Here is a 25,196-nt window from a genome sequence, read left to right as displayed (position 1 = left end):
AAAGCTGCCATGACCCAACGCGAGGCAACCATTCTGGTGCTTGGTAATTTCAACGATTATGCCGTGCAGAGGCTCTCGGGGGAGTTCAAGGTCAAGCGCATCCCCAAGGGAGATGCAACACTTGTGGATGCAAGCTGGGCGGAAGACGTCAAAGGCATTGCAAGCATGTCGACCGTCAATGCTGCGTTGATCGACGCGCTGCCAAATCTTGAGATCATTGGAAATTTTGGCGTCGGTTATGACGCAGTTGATGCGAAACATGCCGTGACCAGGAGCGTCATGGTTACGAACACCCCGGATGTGCTGACCGAAGAAGTTGCCGACACAACGATCGGTCTGCTGATCGACACTGTCCGTGAATTGTCTAAGTCACAGGAGTTTCTGCGTGCCGGAAACTGGGCGAAGGAGGGGCGCTACCCGCTTTCCAAGCTGTCTCTGCGCGGCCGCACGGTCGGCATTTTTGGCCTTGGGCGCATTGGTAAGGCGGTAGCACATCGCGTTGAAGCATTCGGGCTACCAATTGCCTATCACAATCGCCGTAAATCAGATGATGTGAGCTATGATTACTATCCAAGTCTGCTTGAACTTGCCAAGGCAGTCGACACGCTCATTCTGGTAGCACCTGGCGGCGCCGAGACTGCAAAGGCGGTCAATGCTGCAGTGTTGAGCGCTCTTGGCCCGGAAGGTGTTTTGATCAATATCGGCCGTGGTTCGGTTGTTGACGAAGATGCGCTTGCAGCGGCTTTGACCAATGGCACGATTGCCGCCGCTGGTCTCGACGTTTTTGCGAATGAACCGCACATACCGCAAACGCTGCTTGATGCGCCCAACACAGTATTGCTTCCGCATATTGGGTCGGCTTCCGAGAAAACCCGTCAGGGTATGGCCGATCTTGTCATCGACAATCTCATTTCATGGTTCGACAAGGGCGAAGCACTCACGCCCGTGCCGGAAACCGCGAAGATAAAGAAAGCCTGATTTAAAGCATTGCCTGCAAATGCCCGAAATGGCTTTGCGCAAGGATAATGCGCTGAAACAAACAGAGCCAATTTGAGTGTCTCAGATTGGCTCAGGCCTTGCGCTGAGCCTTATGCGCACGCACCGCATCGCCAAAGGCTTTGAAGATTTTTTGCGACGGGCCGTCGGTCTGCACCCAATATTCCGGGTGCCACTGTACACCCACAATAAAGCCTTTGGCATTTTTCACGGATACGGCTTCGATTGTACCGTCCTCGGCAGTCGCTTCGATCTCCAATTCTGGAGCCAGTCTGTCGATTGCCTGACGATGGACGGAGTTGACCTTCACGCTGTCGGATTTCAGGATTTCAGCAAGACAGGAATTCGGTGCGATTTTCACGGGATGCTGAATGGCAAAGCGCTCGGCCTGACTTTCAGATACCGGTGCGCGGTGATCCATCCGTCCTTCGAGTTCCTGAATCTCGGTGGCCAGAGTGCCGCCTAAAGCCACATTCAGCTCCTGAAGGCCACGGCAGATTGCCAGAACTGGAACACCCTTTTCTATCGCTGCCCGGATCAGCGGTATCGATGTTGCATCGCGAGCATTGTCATAAGGCTCGAAGGCAGCACTTGGCTCTACGCCATAAAGCTCGGGATTGACGTTCGACTTTGAGCCAGTGACGAGCAAACCATCCACGCCGTCCAAAATCGTATCCGTGTCCATCTTCTCTCCAAAGCTTGGCACGAGAAGAGGCGTGACCTCTGCTACATCGACCGCTGCTGCGAGATATTGCTCGGGTGCCGCGTGCCATGTGTAGTTTTCAAACGGCTTTACGTCCGTGGGCACTGCGATGAGAGGGCGGATAGGTTTTGGCATGGTCGATTACAATCCAGCGAATGGCGTTCTTTCGGAGTTGTAGAATGCTGCGCCGCCCCGCGCAATCACCCAGCTTATCACGGACGTGCAACATATCTGCATTGTCTGTCTGCACTGTCGATCTGGCGGAGTTTTCGAATTTGATATTTGGAGCATCATCGATGCCGGACGCAATTTAAACGTCAAATTCAATCTATTAGCGATATTTCACGAAGTTTTTTAGGTTCACATAAACGTGATGTTGCTCTAGATATATAAAGGAAATTGGCAGTCGGGGGGATATATGGCTGACGATCAGATTTTTTCTGTCGCAGGCAAGGTGATTGCCGTGACCGGAGGTTCTTCCGGCTTGGGTTTGCATATGGTGCGCGTATTGGCACGCCATGGAGCGCGAGTTATCTCAATTTCTCGCAGCCACGAAGGCGCAATACTCTGTCCGTCTGGCGGAGAGGTGCTGGAACTCATGGCAGATGTGACGAATCCCGATGAAGTTAAAACTGCATTTGATGACGCGGAGCAGCGTCTGGGGCCGATCAACGTCCTATTCAATAATGCGGGTGTCGCCCATGTGGCGCGTGCGCTCGACACAACCCGCGATATGCTTGAACATATCTTCGACGTGAATGTTGGTGGTTCTTTTTTTACCGCGCAGGAAATGGCGCGCCGGATGATCGGGCGAAGCCAGAGCGGAGTGATCGTCAATACGACCAGTATTCTTGCTGAAAGGCCGCAAAGGGGTACAGCAGCGTATGCCATGTCCAAAGCCTGTGTGAGCCAAATGACGCGCGCGTTGGCGCTTGAATGGGCGTCCCACGATATTCGTGTCAATGCCATCGCTCCGGGGTGGTTTCCGACGCGAATCAATGAGAGCCAGCTGTCAGGCCCCGCGGGCGAATATTTCAAAGGGCGCAATCCAATGCGACGGCTTGGGGAAATGCAGGATCTCGATGGCGTGGTTTTGATGCTGGCATCAGATGCCAGTCGTTACATGACGGGATCAGTGATTACTGTTGATGGCGGCCATCATATTTAAAGATCTGTATCGTCATGACGGGAAAAGACGACGGGATTCCGATAGTTTCTCCGTTCAGTGCTCTCCAGGGTGGGTTTTCCACTATCAAATGTGCTTTGTTTCGAGTTGTATTCAGTCTTCGTGAGACATTGTGGTGAGACTGGACTTCATAATAGTGGATCAAAGTCCGCTCGCTACATGGGTTTTGGCACGTTTCAAATAAACGGAAGGATGGGGTTTGAGATCTTAGAGTTGTATTGTTGAGTATGGGTTGTACCGATCGTAGTTTGCTTAATAATAATCTGATTACATCTTATGGTAGTTGTAATAACAGCTTGTGGTTTAGTTTTACGAAAGGTATTTTTAAGTGATTGGTGGCATATTACCCCCTATGAAAGGGGTACAATCAAAGAGATGTGGCGAAGCCTTCAACCTGAGATACCAGCCGATGTGCGGCTATCGTTTCTGCGTGCGCTTTACGGCAATCGTACAACGTTATGGTTTGGTTTGCTCGCCCATGTCGTGGCGTGCGTCGTCATCTATGTAAAAACCGCTGACTGGCGCTTTCTCGGATTTGCCAGCTTTTTTACAGTCGTCGCGCTCGGTCGCCTTTATGACATGCATAAATTTGATCAGGCGAAGCTTGGCAGCCTGTCCCACACAGATCTCGATAAATGGGAAGCACGCTATCTGGTCGGCGCCTCACTGGTTTGCGCGACGCTTGGAATGCTCTGCTTTTTCTCAAGCTATATTTTGCGCGATTCTTTTGCTGAGCTCGCCAGCCTGACCATTTTGCTGGCATCGGTCGTATCGATTGTTGGGCGCAATTATGCGTCGGCAAAAGCCGTGATCTTGATGTCGGCTTGCACGCTTATCCCTGTTCTGGCTGGCTTGATTCTCGCGGGAACGCCGTTTCATGTTGTGATCGGTCTGCTGCTGATCCCATATTTCCTATCTAATATTCAGATGGCCAACGGGCTTCGCGAGTTTCTCTTTGCAGCGGTCATGGGAAAGCGGCGACTGTCTATTGTGGCAGGACGTTTCGATGCAGCGCTGAACAACATGCCGCAAGGCCTTTTGATGTTCGACGCGCAGCAGCGCATCGCCGTCATCAACCACAAGACCAAAGCGTTGCTGAGGATCGCTGAGCACACCAAATTGCGTGGACGCAGATTGGAAGTGTTGTTGCGGTATTGCGCCAAGCAGGGCCTGTTTCCGCACAATGATCTCAACAATATCCGTACGCGCATGCAGGATTTGTTGTCGGGACGCAAAGCGCGCGACATTCTGCAACTGGCTGATAATCGTTACATTGAATGCATCGGCAACCAGACATCCAATGCGGGTGTTGTGCTGATGTTTGAAGATGTGACTCAGAGGGTTGAATCCGAAGCGCGCATTCAGCATATGGCGCGCTTTGACGGTTTGACCGGGTTGCCGAACCGCAATTATTTCGAAGCGATGGTGCGTTCCCTGCGGGCACATCAGGAGCCGGATACACTCGCGGCCCTGATCGTCATCGACATCAACCATTTCAAGCATGTCAACGATACGCTTGGCCATCACGTCGGCGACGTATTCCTGCGCCTTTTTGCAGAACGGCTCAATGCGCTCGATCCGCAACGTTATGTTGCGTCGCGATTTGGCGGTGATGAGTTCGTTATTTTTGTCTTCAATCTTCGCGGCGATCATGAAGTGCCGTCGGTGATGGATCATGTCATTTCGGTTGCAAGTGGCGTCTACGATCTTAACGGAGATCAGGTTCACATTGAGATCAGTGCCGGTGTGGCGACTGAGACCATTGAGAAAAGTGACGTCGGCAGCATGCATATGAATGCCGATCTGGCGCTTTATGAAGCTAAGGGCGAAGAGGGCAAGCAATGGGCACTTTTTGTGAGCGCCATGGATACCAAGTATCGCGGGCGGCAGAAATTGAAGGCCGATTTGCGCCTGGCCATCGAAAACCGAGAGATCAAGGTTGTTTATCAGCCGATTGTCAGCGCGCAGTCGCTGCGCGTTGTTGCCTATGAAGCATTGGCCCGTTGGGAACATGCGGAGCTCGGGCATGTGCCGCCGGCCGAATTTATTCCGCTGGCAGAAGAAATTGGCATCATCTCGCAAATCACACGATTCATGCTTGAGCAGGCGTGTCTGGATTGCAGCACATGGGGCGATCGGATCGGAGTTTCGGTCAATCTGTCAGCCATTGATCTGAAGAACAGCGATATCACCCGTGATATTGCCAATGCCTTGCAGAAATCAGGTCTTCCAGCGCGACAGCTTGAGGTCGAGGTGACGGAAAGTGCGATTATCGCTGATCGCAATCAGACCTCTCTGGTTCTACAGCGCCTTAAAAATGCGGGGATCAATATTGCGCTGGATGATTTCGGTACGGGCTATTCCAGTCTCAGCTATCTCAACAGTCTGCCCTTGACCAAGGTCAAGGTCGACCGTTCTTTCGTGCATGATATCACTGGCGATCGTCGTTCGCTGATGTTGCTGCGTGGTGTGACCCAGCTTTCGCACGAGCTTGGGCTCGCCGTGACGGTTGAGGGTGTTGAAACGGAAGAGCAACTGGCACTAATACGCGTGGCAGCGGGTGCTGATTTGGTGCAAGGGTATCTTTTAGGCAAACCCGTTCCGGCTGCTGAAATTCGATCTTCTTCGGCGAAGGCCGTGGTGCCCCACGAGAGTGGGCGTACATTTGTCGGATAGAGCGCTATGCACCCTCATAGGCGCACAAAGGTCGCTCTATCTTGATTTAATCTACACATCGCTCTTTCCAAAAATCGCAACCGATTTTTGGGCCGATATTGTAGTGGTTGCATGAGCAAGTGCTCAATCGTGCCAAACGATCTGTGTATCGAATAGACGCCCTATTTCATCTTGGCAAATTTTAGCTATTTTCTTTAAAGCAATAAAGTTGAACATATTCATCTGCCATAAAAGGGCAGAGTTATTTCTGCATGTCATTTATAAGTAAAATTTAATAAAGGGGAAGGAATGAAGCGGTTTTTTCGTTATTTATTATATGTAATTATATGCCTTGTGATTGTTATCGGCATTGGCTCAGCTATCTTTTGGAAGAAGATACATGAATATTGGGCTGTATATCAGTATGCTCAGGTATTTAAACCAGACGTTATTGATGAAAATTTTCGCAATCTTTACAAGCGTTACTCGTCAGTCCGCGTTGCACATCCCAATGAAGCTAGTCCTCTGCCAAAAGTCGAGCAGGCACTGCCAGAGACTTATGTCTACAAAGGCGAAACACGTAAGCTTGCTGATTTTCTTGAACGGACGGACACGACCGGCTTTATCGTTCTCAAGGACGGCGTGATCGTACATGAAGAGTATGCACGGGGTAACACTGAGAAGACGCAATCCATTGCAATGTCTCTTTCAAAATCCTTCGTTTCTTTTTTGATCGGAAATGCTGTTCACGATGGACAGATCAAGCTGGATGAAACGGTGGATCACTATGCGCCTGTGCTCAAAGAGGGCGGCTACAAAGGTGTTACTGTTAAAAACGTCCTGCAAATGTCTTCGGGTATTGGTTTCAATGAAAACTACGGAGATCTGAGTTCGGATATTGTACGTTATATCGTGCAGATGCTGACGGGCTCGGTTGTTGATTTCACTGCGCACTTGAAGAACAAGGTTCCTCAGGGAACGGTCAATCAATATGTTTCTGCCGATACGCAGGTTCTCGCCCTGGTTCTGGAAGGGGCGACGGGTGTGCCGTTTCAGAAATATTTCGGTGATCGGCTTTGGTCGAAGCTTGGAGCGGAGGCTGATGCTTACTGGCTGGCTGATTCACAAGGTGAGGTTGTCGCTGCGGGTGGCTTGAATGCAGTTCTTCGCGATTATGCCCGCTTCGGGCTGCTCTATATGAACGAAGGGCGCAATTATCGCGGTGAACAGATTGTGCCTGCTCAATGGGTGCACGATTCTGTGACGCCGGATGAGCCTTATTTGATGCCCGGACGAGAAATGCCTTCAGGAAAGACAGCCTATGGCTACGGCTATCAGTGGTGGATTCCTGCAGAGCCTCAAGGCGACTTCTGCGGTGTGGGGATTTACGGACAGTTCATCTATGTCAATCCCGTCAAAGGTGTTGTGATCGTCAAGACGTCTGCTTATGCCAATTACAATGTCGATGGTCAGGCCGTTAAAGATGAAACAATTAGCTTATTTCAGTCTTTGGCCAATGCGATCTAGCTTTCTATCGAGCGCATCAGAATGATCTGGTAGAAGCACCGATCTGACAGAATCAGGTCGGCGCTCTAAACAGCTGGGAATCTGCACGACTAACCAAAATAAGTCTCCATGCAGCATCGCTTTATGGGGTTAGAGGTTTATCTATCACCGGCCTGTGAGAAAAACTCCAACTTATACCTTTACACGCTCATAAAGCGCCTTATTCTGCGCGCTGATTTGATGGGTGCGGATACAATTTGAATGACCAATGAAGCTGTCTCCGGCGGGCAACCGCCGCTATCCAATTTCGCGCGGCAGCTATTGCAGTTTCTGGATCGGGTAGAATATCGTCGTGTTGTGCATGCAGAAGATCTCGAAGAGATTGGTCGCTTGCGTTATCGGTCCTATCGTACGCGCAATGTGATGCATGAAGCAGAAGTGCAATCAATCGTTGATGACATTGATCGTGACAGCCATGCCTTTGTTTATGGCATCCATATTGATGGGCAATTGGTCAGTACTCTGCGTATTCATCACATCACGCCAGATCATCGCCGTGGCACAAGCTACGCACTTTTTCCCGATATTCTTGATCCGCTGCTGAACAGCGGCATGAGCTTTGTCGACCCCACGCGATTTGCAGCCGACCCCGAGCTGCTGAGCGAATACCCCGCCATTCCCTATGTCACCCTGCGTATTGCGGCTATGGCGTCCGAATATTTCGAGGCCGATCAGTGTCTAGCCTCCGTCAAGCCGGAGCATATGGCTTTTTACAAGCGTATTTTTGGCACAACAGTCATGGCAGAAGCTCGCGAGCACGAAGGCTATGGCATCAAGGTTGGCCTGGGCGCTGCACCTGTTCGCAATATTCGTGATGCAGTTGCTGTCCGTTTTCCTTTTTTCAAGTCGCAGCCACATGAACGGCGTGCCATGTTTGGCAATTTGGTGAACGGGGTTGGACCGCTGACTATCTTGCCGACCGCTAAATATACCGGGCTTGGCGTGTAGTCCGGATTGGTTGGAAATGCCTGAAACGTGTCGCGTTTTATCTTATTCATGCGATACGTTTCAACACTCGCTGGTTTCGCATGTCTTTATCTCAAAATAGGTTTTTACCTTTAGCGATTATGCCGTAAACGCATGATCCTTACCGATGATCTTTTAAATCTTTTTGAAAGTTGCTCTAAATAATTAGATGTAGCACTTTTTGAAAATTACCGTTAGGTAAGTGGAGGAGCCGCACTACGCGGCCACTTGCGGAGTGGAGGGGCGCTGCGACAAACAGCCGGGTACAAAAGCCAAAGGCTAACTCCGGTTAAGGTTGCATGCGCGTTGAAGATTGCGGATATTCTGGCTAAGAATAGTCAAAATATCTCAATGGGTGGAACTAAAAATGGCAGAACATCACAATACAGCCCCAGCTGAACTTGGCGCGTCGATGGATTATCCTGAGCATGAGAAAACTTATGCGGGTTTCACGATCGTTTTTAAATGGGGCACAGTAGCGCTCGTTGCGCTTATGGCTGCCATGGCGTTCGGCTTCTTCGCGGGTGGTTTCTTCTCCGCGACCGTTCTTTTCCTTCTTATCTGCGTTGCTGCCTGGTTCCTTCTCTAAGGATTTAAACCAGCAATAATCCGCACGATTGGATCGAATGCCTTGGTATTGGTGCAGCCCGCACCGTGCCGGGGCTTTATGCATGTCGTCTACTTCGAGCGCATCCCGAAAAATGTGAAACGGTTTTCTGAAAAGATGCGCGAGAACAAAAAGTTGAGACGCGCAGATCTCAATCAACGAGATCGAAACGCCTCGAATGACTTTGATGGAGCCTCTTCCCAGGGGTTCTGAATTGTGCCCGCCCGGAAGGTCGGATCAAGCCACGAAAGGGAAACCAGTTGGCCCAGACTATATTCATTCCGAAAGAGAGTGATCCCAACGAGACCCGCGTTGCGGCATCTGCCGAGACGGTGAAGAAATTCATCGCGCTTGGCTTTGATGTCGTGGTGGAAAAAGGCGCAGGCGAAAAATCACGCATCATCGATACCGAATTTTCGGGTGCAGGTGCGCGCATTGGAACTGCGGCAGATGCCAAAGCGGCAGATGTGATTCTCAAGGTACGCCGTCCGAACGACGCTGAACTTAAAGGGTATAAATCGGGCACAGCCCTCTTTGCGATGCTTGATCCTTACGGGCACGAAGATGCTGTCGCAGCGCTGGGCAAGGCTGGAATTTCGGCATTCACGATGGAATTCATGCCGCGCATTACTCGTGCGCAGGTCATGGACGTGTTGTCATCGCAGGCTAACCTCGCGGGTTATCAGGCAGTCATTGACGCGTCAGAGACCTACGATCGCGCCATGCCGATGATGATGACGGCAGCGGGCACCGTTCCTGCTGCACGCGTATTTGTCATGGGAGCGGGTGTTGCTGGTCTTCAGGCTATTGCGACCGCGCGTCGTCTCGGAGCCGTCGTGACCGCGACCGACGTGCGTCCGGCTGCCAAAGAGCAGGTGGCTTCACTTGGCGCGAAGTTCATCGCGGTCGAGGATGAAGAATTCAAGGCCGCAGAAACTTCTGGCGGTTACGCCAAGGAAATGTCGAAGGAATATCAGGCAAAACAGGCAGCACTCGTTGCGGACCATATTGCCAAGCAGGATATCGTCATTACCACAGCGCTTATTCCGGGCCGTCCGGCTCCGCGGCTTGTGACCAAGGAAATGGTTGCGGCCATGCGTCCGGGTTCGGTGTTGATTGATCTGGCAGTTGAGCGCGGCGGCAACGTTGAAGGTGCAATTGCCGGTCAGGTTGCCGAGGTGAATGGCGTGAAGATCGTTGGACATCTCAATGTACCGGGTCGGATTGCAGCAACTGCCTCGCAGCTTTATGCGCGTAACCTTTATGCATTCCTTGAAACGCTGGTCGACAAGGAGGCCAAGCTTCTCAAACTCGATCCAGAGGAAGAGCTTGTGAAGGCAACGCTGCTTACCCATCAGGGTAAGGTTGTGCATCCGGCTTTTGCCAAGGCGGAAGCCGAGGTCGCTCCTGTGGCAGCGATGGTTGAAAAAGTGGCCAAGCCAAAAACAGCTCCGAAGGTGAAGGCGCCTGCCGTGCAGGCAGAGGCTGCAAAAGAAACCGCACCTGCAGCGGCAAAGCCAGTCCGCAAGACAACCAAAAAAGCTCCCGCAAAAGCCGCAAAAACTTCCGCTGATGGAGGAGAGGCATAATGGCCGATACAGCACTTGAAAAAGCTCTCGAGAGCCTCAATCAGGCGGCAAATGCCGTAAGACAGGCAGCCGAAAACACCGCTGGTTTAGGGGATGCAGCAGCTGCTGCAGCACATGCCGCAACGGGTGGTGTGGTCGATCCGTTTGTTTTCCGCTTTGCGATTTTTATCCTGTCGATCTTCGTCGGATATTACGTCGTCTGGCAGGTGACACCTGCGCTTCACACCCCGTTAATGGCCGTTACCAATGCTATTTCGTCCGTCATTGTTGTCGGCGCATTGCTGGCCGTGGGCTTGTCGCTGAGTGGTTGGGCCACCGGCTTTGGCTTCATCGCGCTGATCCTTGCGAGTGTGAATATTTTTGGTGGCTTTCTCGTCACCCAGCGCATGCTTGCCATGTACAAGAAAAAAGAAAAGTGAGGCTGAACCATCATGAGCATTAATGTTGCAGCCTTTCTTTATCTCGTCTCGGGCGTGCTGTTTATTCTGGCGTTGCGTGGTCTGTCGCATCCGACGACCAGTCGTCAGGGCAACACGTTCGGCATGGTCGGTATGGCCATTGCTATTGTGACGACATTGTTGCTGGCCCGCCCAAGCTTCGGCGGTCTGGTCCTTATTCTTCTTGGTATCGGTATTGGTGGCGGGATTGGCGCCGTGATTGCGCGTCGCATTGCCATGACGGCGATGCCGCAGCTCGTTGCAGGCTTTCACTCGCTGATCGGTCTTGCAGCGGTTCTCGTTGCGGCTGCTGCGATCTACTCACCGCATTCTTTTGACATTGGTGAAGTAGGCCAGATTCACGCGCAGGCCCTGATTGAGATGTCGCTTGGCGTTGCCATTGGCGCGATCACCTTTACTGGCTCGATCATCGCCTTTCTCAAGCTTGATGGCCGTATGTCGGGTAAGCCGATCATGCTGCCGGGCCGTCACCTTATCAATGCGGCACTCGCGATTGCGATTGTTTTGCTGATCGCCGTGCTGGTGAACACCGAAAGCCATTTCGTATTCTGGCTGATAGTCATCCTGTCGCTCGTTTTCGGCGTGCTGATCATCGTGCCAATCGGTGGTGCGGACATGCCGGTTGTCGTCTCCATGCTCAACTCCTATTCGGGCTGGGCTGCGGCAGGTATCGGCTTCACGCTGGGCAATCTGGCATTGATCATTACCGGTGCACTGGTCGGTTCCTCCGGTGCGATCCTCTCTTACATCATGTGTAAGGGCATGAACCGCTCGTTTATCTCGGTCATTCTCGGCGGGTTCGGTGGTGACACTTCCGCTGCAGGTGGCAATGGAGAAGTCGAACAACGCCCGGTCAAGCAGGGTTCGGCGGACGATGCTGCATTTATCATGAAAAATGCATCGAAGGTTATCATCGTGCCGGGTTACGGCATGGCGGTGGCACAAGCACAGCACGCGCTGCGTGAAATGGCTGACAAGCTGAAGGCTGAAGGTGTGGAAGTCAAATATGCGATCCACCCTGTTGCCGGACGTATGCCAGGTCATATGAACGTGCTGCTGGCGGAAGCCAACGTGCCTTACGATGAAGTGTTCGAGCTTGAAGACATCAATTCGGAATTTGCGACGGCTGATGTGGCTTTCGTGATTGGCGCGAATGACGTGACCAATCCGGCGGCTAAAACCGATCCGCAGTCGCCGATCTTCGGTATGCCGATCCTCGATGTCGACAAGGCTGGTACGGTTTTGTTCATCAAGCGTGGCATGGGCTCGGGCTATGCGGGCGTTGAGAACGAACTGTTCTTCCGCGACAACACCATGATGCTCTTTGCTGATGCAAAGAAGATGGTTGAAAGCATTGTGAAGGCTCTCGATCACTAGTCGATTGAATTTGACGTTTGAATCTCGACCAACCCCAATGCTGTTTCAAACGTCAAATTCGAAAAATCCACTCGCTTCATAATCTTGCGAGTGGTCCTGTTGGTTCCACATTTGTCCAAGGCCTGTAACCGAGGGATGCAAATGTCGGAATCAGACTGCCAGGCCTTCGATATTCTGGTTCTCACGGCCTGCTAATGGCGTTGTTCTGTACTCCGGGTGCTCAAGCCTCACCATTTTAGGCGCGCTGTTTTCCCGAATCTCACAAGGCTGAGGTGGCAGAATGAGAAGTAAAAAAAGGGCGGCTTTATGCCGCCCTTTTGTTGGGATTTTGCGCTGCCCGGAACTGAAATAGGCTTTTTAAAGTATTTCAGGAATGGAGAGTTGAATTGAAGAGAATATTTTTATTAGCGACATGTTTTTTTACAATTTTCAGCACCTTTTCGCAGGCAGAATTAATGAGTGTTACTCCTCCGGATAATGCTTCGATAAAAGAAAATTCAGAAGTGAACGTGTACTTTGTGGGTGAAATTACACCTCAAAAGATTATTGAGCTTGGGACCACTCTGGACGGGATCAATGTTCAATACGCAAGCATCAAAGGCATCAATCTTTACATAAACAGTGGCGGCGGAGATATGGATGCAGGCCATGTCGGATACTGGATGATAAGGAGTTCCAGAATCCCCGTGCGCACGATTAATCTCTCATATGTAGGATCAGCTGCGACACTTTTATTTTGTGCAGGCAAGCAACGCGATGCAATGAGCGGTAGCCAGTTTCTGATCCACCCTGCTGCGACCAAATTCGATAAGGGGTATTATAAGCCGGATGAGCTAGAGCGAAAGCAAAGAAGCGTAAATGAAAGCAATCAGATTTTTCGGGATGTTTACAAGGATTGCACAACGCTGTCAGACAGTGAAGTTACATCAATTTTCAAAAGCGAATATTTCAGTCGGTCAATGACTGCGAAAGAAGCATTGGACATTGGCATGGCGACCGAACTGACAAACGCTATTCGTCCACCAGCCGGTTCCGGGTATGTTTTCAGCAAAGACACAGACTAAGGACAGCGATCGTGGATCAGCCGTAGATCATCTTGTCCTGAAGCGCGCGCAGTTCGGCAATCTTTGAGCCGGGCTGCGGTGCGGCATTGGCATAGGTAATAAGTTCTCCCTTTTTGATCGGCGCTGTGACAGTGCCGTTCTGGAGCAGGCCGCAAGGAACGGCCTTGGCGCTACGGGCTTCCGGTGTCGTCATGATCCATGAGCGGTAGCAATATTGGCCGATAGCATCGAGCTTATCGCCCGGCTGCATATCCTTCTTCGCAACCGCACAGACTTCTGCAACAGGCTTTGGCAGCGGCACCATATCGGCCTTGCCATGCAGGACGGCGCGCGCGACTGTGAGCGGCACTTCAAGCGACGTGAGGTGATAAGGGCGGTGGAAGGTGAAGTAGGGGCCTTTGCCGATCTTCAGATCTTCCAGTCGTTCGTTGAGGCGAGGGTGGTCCATCCTGGCGACAACGAAGACGCCGGGCGAAACGCCTTTGCCGATGGAATAATCAACGACGCCACTTTTGGTCAGCACACCGCCATCGGCTTGCGGGATAAGCGTGCTGCTGAGCTGGTCGATCGCAGCGCGGGGTCCGTGCATGCCTGCAATATCAGGAACAAGGCCGGTCGCATTGGCAATTGCAGCCATTTCGACCATCGTCTTGGAGCCATCAATGAACTCCACCAGCAGGCGGACATTCATGTTCCGGCGATCTGCTTCTTCCTGATAGTCATCAGGGATAGCATCGAAATTAAGCGGGTTATTCTTGCCCTTGCCAGCGGAGACGACTTCATAGCCAAGTGCTGAGACGAATTCGATCAGCTCCATGCAGGAGGAAGGTTCATCACCGGCTCCAAGCGAATAAATCACGCCGTGTTTATCTGCTTGTGCCTTGAGATAAGGCCCGATGGTAACGTCGGCTTCGACATTCATCATTACGAGATGTTTGCCGTTTTCAATCGCCTTGATACCGGTTTCGGCACCCACTTCGGGAATGCCAGTTGCATCGATAATGACGTCGATCAGCGGATTGGAAAGGATGAGATCATTGTCGCCAGTGACTGCAATCTTGCCGCCTTCAATAGTGCGGGTCATGGCACTTTCAGTAGTTGCTTCCTGCGCGTTCTCTTCATCGCCATAAGCGGTGCGCACGGCTTTGAAAGTATTGGGCAAGCGTCGCGCAGATAGCGCGCCGACTTCAATTCCGGGCATGCGCGCAACCTGGGTGACAATATCGGTGCCCATCTCGCCAGCACCGATAAGACCGATGCGGATTGGTTTTCCTGTTTCAGCGCGCGCCTGAAGATCGCGCGCCAATCCAACCAGTGCCACATTCGTCGTCATGAGAGTCTCCGCAAAATTCTAAAAGCGGCTCCAGTTAAGACTGAATCGTTGGAACCGCGTCTCATCTCTTTGTCTTTACGCATTATCTGGCGCAAAAAGCTTACGCCCCATGGCTCAAATGCTCTAACTATCTATTCCGCGATAATTTTGTCACGCTTATACTGTTATAGATGCGCAATGGACGAACAGTCTCTATATCAACAGCGGCAAGCGTGCACCTCAAATCGGCGCGACAAAATACGCATTCCATATACCTACTCCATCGGAGCCTTCATGAGTAACCTATCCCCCTTCGACCTCGTTATTTTTGATTGCGACGGCGTTCTCGTCGATAGCGAGCCACTCTCTTGCCGTGCATTCGAGCAGGTCTATGCCAATCACGGTATGGCACTGCCGCAAGGCACCGTTGCCAGGGGGATTGGCATGAAGCAGGCAGATATTATGGACATGATTGCCGATCTGACGGGCCATCGTTTGCCTGAAGAGGCTACCAGTCAGTTTTGGCCTGAGACAAAAATTCTGTTTGCTGAACACTTGCAGCCTGCCGTGGGCATTGCAGATTTTCTGAAGGTTCTGCCGCATAAGCGTTGCGTCGCTTCTTCGTCGCAGCCTGAGCGCATTGCATTCAGCCTGGAGAAGACGGGAATCAACCATTATTTCGGTGAAGCGGTTTATTCTTCCAGCATGGTCAAGCGCGGCAAGCCTGCGCCGGATCTCTTCCTGTTTGCCGCGGACAAGATGGGCATTGATCCAGCGCGTTGCGTGGTGATCGAGGACTCGCCTTTTGGGATTGAGGGTGCTGTCGCTGCTGGCATGACTGCGTTTGGCTATACGGGCGGTGGCCATACTTATGAAGGTCATGCCGAAAAGCTGTCATCAAAGGGTGCGAACCGCGTTTTCTCGCATTGGGATGAAATTGCACGAGAAATACTGGTCGCTGCCTGATCTGCGGCCTTGCCGTGCTTTAATTAGAGGGGTTCCGGTTAGTATCGAGCCGTTGGAACCACTCTAATTATTTGTTTTTACGCATTATCCCACGCAAAACCGCTTCGCACTTTTGCGGGAAATGCTTTAATAGATACCAAGAGAATATCAGTTCAGCAGAAAGTTTCATGGCATGAAAGACGCAATTACGCTCGCCCAGTTGCGCGAAGCAATTGGAACGGAAATTGGATGCTCCGAGTGGCGTGAAGTCACACAGGCGATGATTGATCAGTTCGCGGATGCGACGGACGATCATCAGTTCATTCATGTTGATCCGGAGCGCGCAACCAAGGAAACGCCTTTCGGTGGCACGATTGCGCACGGCTTTCTGACGCTATCGCTGCTTTCGACACTGGCATTTGAAGCGCTGCCGATGCTGGAAGGTGCCACGATGGGCATCAATTACGGCTTTGACAAAGTACGTTTCATGTCACCGGTGAAAACTGGTGCGCGTGTGCGTGCCCGTTTCAAGCTGGCCAATGCTGATATCCGACCATCCGGCCGCGTGGTCAATCATTACGAGGTGACGCTGGAAGTTGAGAATATGGTGAAGCCGGCGCTGACGGCCACATGGCTCACCATCGCAGTGGTAGAGCCGCCGCAAGCATAACAGACTTCTGTGTTACGAGTTGATCAGCCGTCCCTCTTCGTCGAGCGGGGCGGCTTTGTCTTTATAGGTTGTCATCAGTTCGCGGAAAAAGAATGGGCCATGCAGAAACATGCCAAAATCAAAGAAGTTCTTCTTCTCTGCACCGCGCAAATAAAGCAGATGCATGAGGAAGAAGTTGCCCTTTGAACGCTTGTAGCGGTTTTCGCTATGAACATTCTTAAAGCGGATATGATGGATCAGCGGCGGATTCTGGGTCTTGATGTTGAGCGTTTTCGCGGGGTCCGAACCATAGAAATGGATGATATCCGTCAGGGCCTGGAACTCAGACCAAAGAACCGGGCTTTCTTCCATCACCACACGTACATCTTCGCGCAAGCTGCGCGCCTTGGGGTGCAAAGCGATCATCAGCAGGCATGAGCCAACGCCGAGCAAGGAGACAGGCTGTTTGCGCAACAGGTCTGGACGCTCGCGCTGGACGTCGGCGAGAGCTTCTGCAGCCGGAACCGTGCCCAGGCTATGTGCAACGATGATGACCTCATCAGCACCACTTTCTTCGATCTTCTTTTTAAGAGCCTCAGCAAAAGCTTTGCGGCGGCGTATGAGCTTCTCATTGCGATTATGGATGCGGTCGTAGGCTGCCGACCAGTCGTCGAGCAGATAGGACATGAAGAATCGATCTCCGGGCCAGCGAACAAGCAGAGTTGCTATGATTGCTGCCACAGGCACGGACCAAAAGAGATTCCAGAGCGGAAAGCCTGCTAAAATGGGCGCGTATGCAATAAGGCCAGCTACTGCGATCAGAGCAATCGACAGCAGGAATGGCCACATAAAGAACAGAACAAAGCGCCAGCTTGTGATGAGATAACGCCACAGCGTTCCGGTGAAGAAGATGTTCATGAAGGCATGAAAGCCTGTCAGCATTCGCTTCGGTGTTGAACGAGCAGCATAATCATCGAAGATATCCGCGGTACCGAACTGGCAGAATTCTGTCTCGGTTTTCCAGCCGTTGCCCTGCGTTGTCGCGATCAGCGTTCCGCAATCATCCGGCTCGTCGGTCATGGGCGAGAGCTTCGTCTTGGCTTTCCATAACCGATCAAAATCCTTCAGCGCCAGCGCATGGCGTATGCGTACGGCTTTGGGATGCAGGCCCTCATAGCCTGTGAACTGAATAACGAGTCGTTTGCGTAAGGACATGAAACTTGAGCGAAGGAATCAATTGAAAGGGGAAAAAGGCTGTGAATTGCCTGACCGCTCCTATGCTGGAGCAATGAGGCTGAATTGTGCGAAACAGGGTGGCAGATAGCGTATTCGGGACCAGTCAGTCATTATAAATCGATATAAGGCCATTATTTATCTGCAACGGTGGGCAAAGTTGCATCTGGAGGTGGACAGGTGGTGGGGTATCTGGTAATAGCCACCACCAATTTGCAGCGTTTAAGCTGCGAAGCTTGGGAGCCTTTGGGCGTTTACCGGTTGACTCGATTAGCTGGAACTCGTTAAGAGACGCCCTTAATGCCTCAGGCTCAATCGAAATTCTAACCGATACGGGATTACACGTGCAGGTACTCGTCCGCGATAACAATGTTGATCAGGCTCTCCGCGCTCTCAAGAAAAAGATGCAGCGCGAAGGTATCTTCCGCGAAATGAAGATGCGTGGCCACTATGAAAAGCCATCTGAAAAGCGCGCCCGCGAAAAGGCTGAAGCCGTTCGCCGCGCTCGCAAGCTGGCCCGTAAGCGCGCACAGCGTGAAGGTCTCATCGGCGGCGGTCGTCCTGCTGCTCGTTGATTGATCTGAAATTGGCGCTGCCTGTGTGGCGCCTTTTTGCTTTCCGGTGCAGCTTCTGGCTTGCGCCGGTTTTTGCATGTCTGGGGTTTGAAAGCTGGTCAGCTAGATATGCTACTACAGCTTGACGACGAAGATTTGACGCATAAATGGCTCGTCGTATCCTGACCTTTGTTCTGGCGTTGATCCAGAGAAGGCGCGGCATTTTCCATGCTGCCTTTTGCTGTGTTATAGAAACAAACAGATGAAAGAGTATTTCCGGCGAAGCAGAGCAGCGATCTCGCTTGTGAACGCATAGCGAAAAGTGTGAAGCGATTTTCCGGTAAGAAGTGCGTTAAAATAAGAAAATAGAGCGTCGGTCTGATTCTATCGGATCAGGATACGCTTTAGTTGCAAAGCGGACTGAGGTTTCAGTGCATATTCTGGACCAAGGTCAACAGAAAGGAACGCTGTCGTTGCCAACATGCTTTAAGGTGATGCATTCGTCCGGGAATTTTGTTGTGAGGGCCGGAAAATCGAACCGCTCCAATATGGCCCGAAACAGTCTGTTGGCCGCAACAGTAATTCTGGCACTTGCTGTCGCCGGATGTCAGAGCACTTCCACGAGCGCCTTGACTTCAGTTGATCGGGCGCAAGGTTCGAGCGAGAACATCAGTTCGCTTACCAGCGTCATCCAGAGCAATCCACGCGATCCTGAAGCCTATAATGTGCGCGGCTCTGCATATGGTAAAGCAGGGCGCTATAAGGATGCGTTACGCGATTTTGAACAGGCTATTGCGCTTAATCCAAATTTCTATCAGGCCTATGCAAATCGTGGGCTGGTCTATCGCTATATGGGCGACAGCGGCAAGGCTGCGCAGGATTATAGCCGTGCGATTCAGATCAATCCGCAATATGATGCGGCCTATGTCGGACGTGGCAACGTTTACCGTCTGGCCGGACGTCTCGATCAGGCCCTTAGCGATTTCAACCAGGCGATTGCATTGCAGACGACCGATGGTCGCGCTTATCACAATCGTGGTTTGATCTATCAGGCCAAAGGCCAGCATAAGCAGGCGATCGAAGATTTCTCGAAAGCGATTTCGCTGAATTCGACGGCGCCTGAACCTTATAATGGTCGCGGCATTTCCTATGTTGCTCTTGGCGACTACGACAATGCTTTTGACGATTTCAATACGGCCATCAATCTTGATGGAAACATTGCTGAAAGCTGGTCTAATCAGGCGCTGGTCTATGAACAGCGTGGCGATAAGGCGAAGGCTGCCAATTCTTATTCGCGTGCACTTCAGCTTGATGCAAACTATCAGCCAGCCAAGACTGGTCTTGCGCGTACGCGCGGCTGATCATTACTTGTAAAGAATAATAGGGGCGGTGTTCTCCAAAATAGGGAACGCCGCTTTCCTTTATTTAAAGGCGCCATATAATCAATCCTATGTCGCTCTTCGATCACATCGGCTTTCAAAGCAGAAATCTTCGCCGCAGCCTTTCTTTTTATGAAAGCTGCATGCCTAAGCTTGGGCTCGCTGTCATTGCTCATTCGGACAGAGGGTTCTTCGTGAGTGGCGGGGAGAGGGCGCCTGTGCCCTTTCTATGGATACACAGCGGGCCAAAGCCAGGCGCTGAGGAGCCCGAAGACAAACCAGGCAATCAGCTGCATCTGATGTTCAATGCGAGCAGTCGCGGCGATGTGGAAGCATTTCACCGTGCCGCCCTTCAGGGCGGCGGTAGTGAAAGCGGTGCGCCTGCATATCAAGGGCCGGAAGAGATGGGCTATTATGCAGCTCTTGTCTTCGATCCGGACGGCAACACACTGGAAGCGGGGTTTCGTGAGAGAAAAAATAGATAAATTTATAAATATTGCTTCTTATTTGTGAAAAAGGACAAATTTTTTCGCCCATTCATCAAAAGGGTTTTTGTATTGAATTAACCCCTCTGGTGCAATTTCTCCTGCGGTATAAAAGGCGTTCTCAACAGCATCCATAGGAATCTTATCTATGACGTCATTGGCTCTCTCAGAGCTGATAGAAGCGTGCGTTGTTTGATGAATATCGTTTGTATAAGGCTTCAAATTGTGCGGTTTTGCCAGAAATATTTTACTTGGTAGTATGTCTCCGCAAATGCCGGGGGTCTTATCTGGAGTGCTAATAGAAGGAGCGCCCAAAGAGCTGCCTTTTGTTGTCATCTGGACATACAGGCTGTCACCGTTGGCTGTGATGTTTTTCGCTATTTCTAATACAGGTCTTTTAACTTTCTTGTCTAAAAGGCCATTTTCATTATTATTATACGATTGTTTAAGCCCAATTTTGTCGGAGAAGCTATATACTTCATTATTATTATTGTATTTCCTTAGAACGTCTGTATTCAGCATTCTTTCGCTTCCTATGATTTTTTGTAAGAAAGCGAAATCTCTGAGAATAGTAAAATACATAATAATTATATTGTATTTCATTCAGCATCGAGAGCATCAATTTGATGCTTTATTCGAAAGCCATTTAACTCGCATAAGTTGTGAAAATTTAAGCCCTTGAACGCAGATTGCGCTTGTCGAGACGGCTAACCAGGCGATCACCGATCCACTGAACACCACAGACCATAATGATCAGAATGATCACCACGGCAATCATGATGGTGGTTTCAAAGCGTTGATAACCATATCGGATTGCAAGATCGCCGAGGCCTCCTGCGCCGATTGCACCGGCCATTGCGGAGGCACCGACAAGCGTGATGATGGTGACGGTGAAGCCCGCGACGATACCCGGTAGTGCTTCCGGCACCAGCACTTCGCGAACGATTGTCCAGCGGTTTGCACCCATCGAACGTGCAGCTTCAATAAGGCCGTTATCCACTTCGCGCAGCGAAACTTCCGCAATGCGCGCGTAATATGGAATGGCGGCAATCGACAGCGGCACGATGGAAGCCCATGTGCCGATGGACGTCCCAACGATAAAGCGTGTGACTGGAATAAGTGCCACCAGCAGAATGATGAACGGGACCGAGCGGAAACCGTTTATAATCGCACCGAGAATGGTGTTGAGCGTCAGATTCTGCGCCAGTCCACCACGTTCGGTCAGAATCATGATGAGCGCGAGTGGCAGGCCAACAACCAGTGAAATCAGGCTCGAAAAGCCTGTCATGATGATGGTCTCCCAGAAGGAGCGCCAGAGAAGATCAAGCATCGCCTGAGACATAACCAAGTACCTCCGTGGCGTCTGCGTGGGTGTTGATGTAATTTATGGCAGCGTCGAGTTTTGTCTTGTCCAGGGCGGGGAGGGCAATGAAAAGCGTGCCGACTGGCTCGCCCTGAATTGTATCCATGCCGCCGTGAATAAGACGTGTCTCAAGACCTGTTGCGGCCGTGATATCGTTAAAGAAGGTGCTTCTTGCCGCCTGTCCAGAAAGCCTGATTTTAACAACGGCCTGATCGCCTTTTTCGCTGACCAGCTGCTCGCGCCAGGAGACAGGCAGTTCTGGGGTCAATACATGCAGCAGGCTTTGCGTGACAGGCGCCTGTGGTCTCGCAAAGACTTGCCAGACTGGTCCTTCTTCCGCGATTGCCCCATGATCGAGCACGATCACGCGATCAGCGATACGGCGGATGACATCCATTTCATGGGTAATCAGCAGGATCGTGAGGCCGAGTTTCGTGTTGATGTCTTTCAACAAGGCCAGAATGGACTGTGTGGTTTCCGGATCAAGCGCAGATGTCGCTTCATCGGAAAGCAGTACAGCCGGTTCTGCTGCCAAAGCACGTGCGATACCGACGCGCTGTTTTTGGCCGCCTGAAAGCTGAGCAGGATAGTGATTGGCCTTGTCGGTAAGGCCAACAAGTTCAAGCAGCTCTGCAACACGCTTCACGCGCTGGGCTTTGGGCTGCCCTGCGATTTTCAACGGCAAAGCGATGTTCTGTGCCACTGTCTTTGCAGACAGCAGATTGAAATGCTGGAAAACCATGCCAATGCGGCGACGTACCGGTTGCAGGCTGTTTTCCGTGAGTGCCGTAATTTCGCGGCCTTCGATTTTGATCGAACCGGCATCGGGTTTCTCAAGGCCATTAATGCAGCGGATCAGCGTGGATTTACCCGCCCCGCTGCGGCCGATGATGCCGAGGATCTCTCCACGTGCAACCGAAAGAGAAACGCCGTTGATGGCTGGCGTTTCACCGAACATTCGGCGCACGTCTTTCATTTCGACGATGGGCGCTAAAGCGGCGGTTTGCGGTTGAGTGGTCACGATCGTTTCTTCTGCTTCTTGTGCCGCGGAAAACCGCGACTTTCTAATCGGTAAGGCTTCAATGAAAATGATGCCAGAGGGGCTCATATGGGCAATGCCGCGTTGTATGTGAGCCATCGCCGATGCTTTTGGGCAATTTTTTCACACACGTCAATAAAAGCCGCGCCGGAAATGCTTCCCGGCGCGGTCTTTCAAACGTTAAAAGCGCTTCAACGCCTTATTTCTACGCATGCATCAATTCCAGGCTGGAATGCCTGTGCCTTTGTAAACGCGGTCGAGTTCAGCCTTCACAGTGTCGTTCTGGAATGAGGCTACGAGGTTTTTGACCCATTCGGCGTTTTCATCATCGGTGCGGACCGCGATGAAGTTGTTGTATGGGTTGTTTTCCTTCGATTCCCAACCAATTGCTTCTTCCTTCTTAAGACCGGCCTTGCCTGCCCAATCGTTATTCACGATTGCCACATCAAGATCATCGATCGAACGGCCTACCACGCCGGCATCGAGTTCCTTGATTTCGATCTTCTTAGGGTTTTCGACAATGTCGATTGGGGTTGCGAGGATGCCTGCATCCGGCTTCAGCTTGATGAGGCCACTGGCTTCAAGGACGCGGAGCGCACGGCCTTCATTCGATGGATCGTTTGGTACGCCGACAACTGCGCCTTCTTTCAGTTCGTCAAGGCTCTTGATCTTGCGCGAGTAAATGCCGATTGGCCAGACAGCAGTGTAACCTGCAACGCTGATCTTGTAGCCGTGCTGCTTGATCTGTTCGTCAAGATAAGGCTTGTGCTGGAAAGCGTTGGCGTCGATTTCCTTGCGTTCCAGCGCTTCATTCGGCTGGTTATAATCATTGAAGGTCACACGCTCGATGTTGAGGCCATGCTTTTTGCCTTCTTCGGCAACAACCTTCCACACGTCTTCGTCTTCGCCGCCCATGATGCCCACCTTGATGGTTTTGTCTTCGGCGTGGCTTGGTGCGCTCGCAAAACCTACGGTGAGGGCTGCAGCAGTGAAGAGAAGGGCTTTCAGACCGGCACGGCGGGTCAGCGAATAGCGGGAAAGGACTGACGACATTTTGTTTTCCTTATCTGAATGATCTGGAGAGCCGGTCCCGGAAAACGATCCAATTAGACGATCTTTCTCCCCCTGCCCACCTTGAGGCCGATAATTCCCGTTTATCAGATAAGAAACAAGGAAAATTATTTCACAAAATAACGATATGATGAATGTGAAATTGCGTTCACGAAAGGGTGAGCGGATTGCTATTTCCACTCGTCCTGTTCAACGGAATCAGGTTCTAAAACGCGTTGGGCAATTGCGGAACGGTTTTGGGGCAAGATGAGCGTCAAACCAACTTTCAGAGCGCATCCCTGATAATCATCTCCGAGGCCTTTTCAGCGATCATCAATGTGGGTGAATTCGTATTGCCTGATGTGATGGACGGCATGATAGACGCATCTGCGACCCGCAGTCCCTGAATGCCGTTTACCCTCAAGCGCGAATCCACGACAGCATCCGCATCCGATCCCATACGACAAGTGCCAACGGGGTGGAAAATCGTCGTGCCGATGTCGCCTGCAGCCTTTTCCAGCTGTTCCTGCGTTTCATAGCTGGGACCCGGCTTGAACTCCTCCGGCTGATATTTTTGCAATGGTGCCTGTGCCACAATATTGCGGGTGAGGCGGATGGCATCGGCAGCAACGCGGCGGTCGCTTTCGGTGGTAAGATAATTGGGTCTGATTGCGGGCTGAGAGCGATGATCCGGTGATTTCAGATGTATCGATCCGCGACTATCGGGACGGAGATTGCAAACACTGGCGGTGAAGGCAGGGAATGGGTGCACCGCATCGCCGAATTTTTCCAGGCTGAGCGGCTGCACATGATATTGCAGATTGGCTGTTTCATAAGATGGGTCAGAGCGGGTGAAAACACCGAGCTGACTTGGTGCCATCGACATTGGGCCGGAACGGCGAAGCAGATATTCAAGCCCGATCATCGCCTTGCCTGCAAGCTTGCTGGCTTTTTCATTGAGGGTAGGAATTCCGCTCACCTTATAGGCACAGCGCAATTGCAGATGGTCTTGCAGGTTCTCTCCAACGTGCTTGCGTTCCAGAACAATCGGAATTCCGGCCTGTTGCAGAATGTCGCCGCGTCCGATACCCGACAATTCGAGGATGTGTGGCGATCCGACTGCTCCTGCGGCAAGGATGACCTCTCGTTTTGCTTTCACTGTGCGGGTAGTTCCGTTCTGATCGAAGGTAACGCCGGTTGCGCGCAATTCCTCTATCTCAACACGGCGCACATGTGCGCGGGTCTCGACGCGCAGGTTCGTACGGTTTAATGCCGGACGCAGAAAGGCTTTGGCCGTATTCCAGCGAATGCCGCGTTTCTGGTTGACCTTGAAATAGGAGACGCCGTTATTGTCACCGCGATTAAAGTCGTCGGTTGCTGGGATTCCAGCCGCAACAGCCGCGTCGCGGAAGGCATCAAGAATGTCCCAGTGCAGGCGTGCTGTTTCCACGCGCCATTCGCCGCCTGAGCCATGCATGTCATCTGAACCCGCATAATTGTCTTCAGATTTTTTGAAGAGGGGAAGCACGTCATCCCAGCCCCAGCCTTCACAACCCGCCTGCCGCCACAGATCGTAATCGCGTGCCTGGCCGCGCATATAGATCATACCGTTGATGGATGAGCAGCCGCCAAGCACCTTGCCGCGCGGATAGCCAAGCACACGTCCATTCAAACCCGGTTCGGCTTCGGTGGTAAAGCACCAGTCGGTGCGCGGATTGCCGATGCAATAGAGATAGCCGACGGGGATATGAATCCATGCGTAATTGTCTTTGCCGCCCGCTTCGAGCAGGAGCACGGAATGGTCCGGGTTCGCAGAAAGGCGGTTCGCAAGGGCGCAGCCAGCCGTGCCCGCGCCAACCACGATGTAATCGTAGGTGTCGGTCATGAGTTTCGATCCAGTAAAAAGCGGAGCCGCTATCGAATAGGCGAGCGACCCCGGACGTATCGGTTATCCGAACAGTTTCTTTCCGAGCCGCGAGGCATAGAACTCTCCGATAATGCCTTTACGGAAGAGTATGAC

The 25,196-nt window shown here is 51.7% G+C and carries 23 protein-coding genes; 15 read left to right on the top strand and 8 right to left on the bottom strand.

What is annotated here, in order from left to right:
* Positions 1–9 precede the first annotated feature (9 nt).
* The gene (locus CEV32_RS15180) at positions 10–978 is read left to right on the top strand and encodes a 2-hydroxyacid dehydrogenase (RefSeq protein ID WP_094577974.1); all 969 of its coding nucleotides are present in this window, start codon (positions 10–12) and stop codon (positions 976–978) included.
* 91 nt (positions 979–1,069) lie between these two features.
* On the opposite strand, the gene CEV32_RS15175 is transcribed toward CEV32_RS15180, so the two are convergent.
* Entirely contained in the window at positions 1,070–1,834 is a 765-nt protein-coding gene (locus CEV32_RS15175) for a gamma-glutamyl-gamma-aminobutyrate hydrolase family protein (protein WP_094577973.1), read from the bottom strand.
* 283 nt (positions 1,835–2,117) lie between these two features.
* On the opposite strand from CEV32_RS15175, the gene CEV32_RS15170 reads away from it, so the two are divergent.
* The 9 genes from CEV32_RS15170 (at position 2,118) to CEV32_RS15130 (ending at position 13,167) form a co-directional block, all read left to right on the top strand.
* Positions 2,118–2,867, top strand: coding sequence for an SDR family NAD(P)-dependent oxidoreductase (locus tag CEV32_RS15170; RefSeq protein ID WP_094577972.1), 750 nt, complete (start codon positions 2,118–2,120; stop codon positions 2,865–2,867).
* A gap of 393 nt (positions 2,868–3,260) precedes the next feature.
* Complete coding sequence (locus CEV32_RS15165; RefSeq protein WP_094577971.1) at positions 3,261–5,561, top strand: putative bifunctional diguanylate cyclase/phosphodiesterase; 2,301 nt, start codon at positions 3,261–3,263, stop codon at positions 5,559–5,561.
* A 288-nt stretch (positions 5,562–5,849) separates the two neighbouring features.
* Entirely contained in the window at positions 5,850–7,067 is a 1,218-nt protein-coding gene (locus tag CEV32_RS15160) for a serine hydrolase domain-containing protein (RefSeq protein ID WP_094577970.1), read from the top strand.
* Positions 7,068–7,307: 240 nt separating this feature from the next.
* On the top strand, positions 7,308–8,054 hold the full coding sequence (locus tag CEV32_RS15155) for an N-acyl amino acid synthase FeeM domain-containing protein (RefSeq protein WP_094577969.1): 747 nt from the start codon (positions 7,308–7,310) through the stop codon (positions 8,052–8,054).
* A gap of 385 nt (positions 8,055–8,439) precedes the next feature.
* Entirely contained in the window at positions 8,440–8,661 is a 222-nt protein-coding gene (locus CEV32_RS15150) for an aa3-type cytochrome c oxidase subunit IV (protein WP_094577968.1), read from the top strand.
* Positions 8,662–8,939: 278 nt separating this feature from the next.
* Positions 8,940–10,268 carry a Re/Si-specific NAD(P)(+) transhydrogenase subunit alpha gene (locus tag CEV32_RS15145; RefSeq protein WP_094577967.1) on the top strand — a complete coding sequence of 443 codons (1,329 nt, stop codon included), beginning with the start codon at positions 8,940–8,942 and terminating at the stop codon, positions 10,266–10,268.
* A complete protein-coding gene (locus tag CEV32_RS15140) occupies positions 10,268–10,687 on the top strand; it encodes an NAD(P) transhydrogenase subunit alpha (RefSeq protein ID WP_094577966.1) in 420 nt (139 codons plus the stop codon). Before CEV32_RS15145 ends, CEV32_RS15140 begins: the two co-directional genes overlap by 1 nt.
* Before the next feature lie 12 nt (positions 10,688–10,699).
* On the top strand, positions 10,700–12,103 hold the full coding sequence (locus CEV32_RS15135; protein ID WP_094577965.1) for an NAD(P)(+) transhydrogenase (Re/Si-specific) subunit beta: 1,404 nt from the start codon (positions 10,700–10,702) through the stop codon (positions 12,101–12,103).
* A 386-nt stretch (positions 12,104–12,489) separates the two neighbouring features.
* A complete protein-coding gene (locus tag CEV32_RS15130) occupies positions 12,490–13,167 on the top strand; it encodes an ATP-dependent Clp protease proteolytic subunit (RefSeq protein WP_143128837.1) in 678 nt (225 codons plus the stop codon).
* 16 nt (positions 13,168–13,183) lie between these two features.
* Here the strand turns inward: CEV32_RS15130 and CEV32_RS15125 are convergent, their stop codons facing one another.
* The gene (locus CEV32_RS15125) at positions 13,184–14,500 is read right to left on the bottom strand and encodes a 1-deoxy-D-ribulose 5-phosphate reductoisomerase (protein WP_094577963.1); all 1,317 of its coding nucleotides are present in this window, start codon (positions 14,498–14,500) and stop codon (positions 13,184–13,186) included.
* A gap of 273 nt (positions 14,501–14,773) precedes the next feature.
* Here CEV32_RS15125 and CEV32_RS15120 point away from each other — a divergent pair, with 273 nt between their 5' ends.
* Both CEV32_RS15120 and CEV32_RS15115 read left to right on the top strand, forming a co-directional pair.
* Complete coding sequence (locus CEV32_RS15120) at positions 14,774–15,445, top strand: HAD family hydrolase (RefSeq protein WP_094577962.1); 672 nt, start codon at positions 14,774–14,776, stop codon at positions 15,443–15,445.
* Between the two features lie 172 nt (positions 15,446–15,617).
* On the top strand, positions 15,618–16,094 hold the full coding sequence (locus CEV32_RS15115; protein ID WP_094577961.1) for a MaoC family dehydratase: 477 nt from the start codon (positions 15,618–15,620) through the stop codon (positions 16,092–16,094).
* Between the two features lie 12 nt (positions 16,095–16,106).
* On the opposite strand, the gene CEV32_RS15110 is transcribed toward CEV32_RS15115, so the two are convergent.
* Entirely contained in the window at positions 16,107–17,288 is a 1,182-nt protein-coding gene (locus tag CEV32_RS15110) for an alpha/beta hydrolase (protein WP_094577960.1), read from the bottom strand.
* 362 nt (positions 17,289–17,650) lie between these two features.
* Between CEV32_RS15110 and rpsU the strand changes: the two genes are divergently transcribed.
* The 3 genes from rpsU to CEV32_RS15095 all read left to right on the top strand — a co-directional run bounded on the left by rpsU (position 17,651) and on the right by CEV32_RS15095 (position 19,724).
* Positions 17,651–17,881 carry a 30S ribosomal protein S21 gene (gene rpsU, locus CEV32_RS15105; protein WP_024899289.1) on the top strand — a complete coding sequence of 77 codons (231 nt, stop codon included), beginning with the start codon at positions 17,651–17,653 and terminating at the stop codon, positions 17,879–17,881.
* 527 nt (positions 17,882–18,408) lie between these two features.
* Positions 18,409–19,221: a tetratricopeptide repeat protein gene (locus tag CEV32_RS15100; protein WP_094577959.1), complete on the top strand. Its 813-nt coding sequence runs from the start codon at positions 18,409–18,411 to the stop codon at positions 19,219–19,221.
* Between the two features lie 89 nt (positions 19,222–19,310).
* Positions 19,311–19,724 (top strand): VOC family protein, encoded by a 414-nt coding sequence (locus CEV32_RS15095; protein WP_094577958.1) that lies wholly within the window; start codon positions 19,311–19,313, stop codon positions 19,722–19,724.
* An 18-nt stretch (positions 19,725–19,742) separates the two neighbouring features.
* On the opposite strand, the gene CEV32_RS15090 is transcribed toward CEV32_RS15095, so the two are convergent.
* The 5 genes from CEV32_RS15090 to CEV32_RS15070 all read right to left on the bottom strand — a co-directional run bounded on the left by CEV32_RS15090 (position 19,743) and on the right by CEV32_RS15070 (position 25,061).
* Positions 19,743–20,246, bottom strand: coding sequence for a hypothetical protein (locus CEV32_RS15090; RefSeq protein ID WP_143128836.1), 504 nt, complete (start codon positions 20,244–20,246; stop codon positions 19,743–19,745).
* A gap of 148 nt (positions 20,247–20,394) precedes the next feature.
* On the bottom strand, positions 20,395–21,066 hold the full coding sequence (locus CEV32_RS15085; RefSeq protein ID WP_094577956.1) for a methionine ABC transporter permease: 672 nt from the start codon (positions 21,064–21,066) through the stop codon (positions 20,395–20,397).
* On the bottom strand, positions 21,047–22,063 hold the full coding sequence (locus tag CEV32_RS15080; protein ID WP_094578045.1) for a methionine ABC transporter ATP-binding protein: 1,017 nt from the start codon (positions 22,061–22,063) through the stop codon (positions 21,047–21,049). Before CEV32_RS15080 ends, CEV32_RS15085 begins: the two co-directional genes overlap by 20 nt.
* Before the next feature lie 279 nt (positions 22,064–22,342).
* The gene (locus CEV32_RS15075; RefSeq protein WP_094577955.1) at positions 22,343–23,179 is read right to left on the bottom strand and encodes a MetQ/NlpA family ABC transporter substrate-binding protein; all 837 of its coding nucleotides are present in this window, start codon (positions 23,177–23,179) and stop codon (positions 22,343–22,345) included.
* Between the two features lie 283 nt (positions 23,180–23,462).
* On the bottom strand, positions 23,463–25,061 hold the full coding sequence (locus CEV32_RS15070) for a GMC family oxidoreductase (protein WP_094577954.1): 1,599 nt from the start codon (positions 25,059–25,061) through the stop codon (positions 23,463–23,465).
* Positions 25,062–25,196: the final 135 nt, after the last annotated feature.

It is taken from the genome of Brucella rhizosphaerae, assembly GCF_002252475.1.
Classification (GTDB): Bacteria; Pseudomonadota; Alphaproteobacteria; order Rhizobiales; family Rhizobiaceae; genus Brucella; species Brucella rhizosphaerae.
This window is presented reverse-complemented; position numbering and strand designations above follow the sequence as displayed.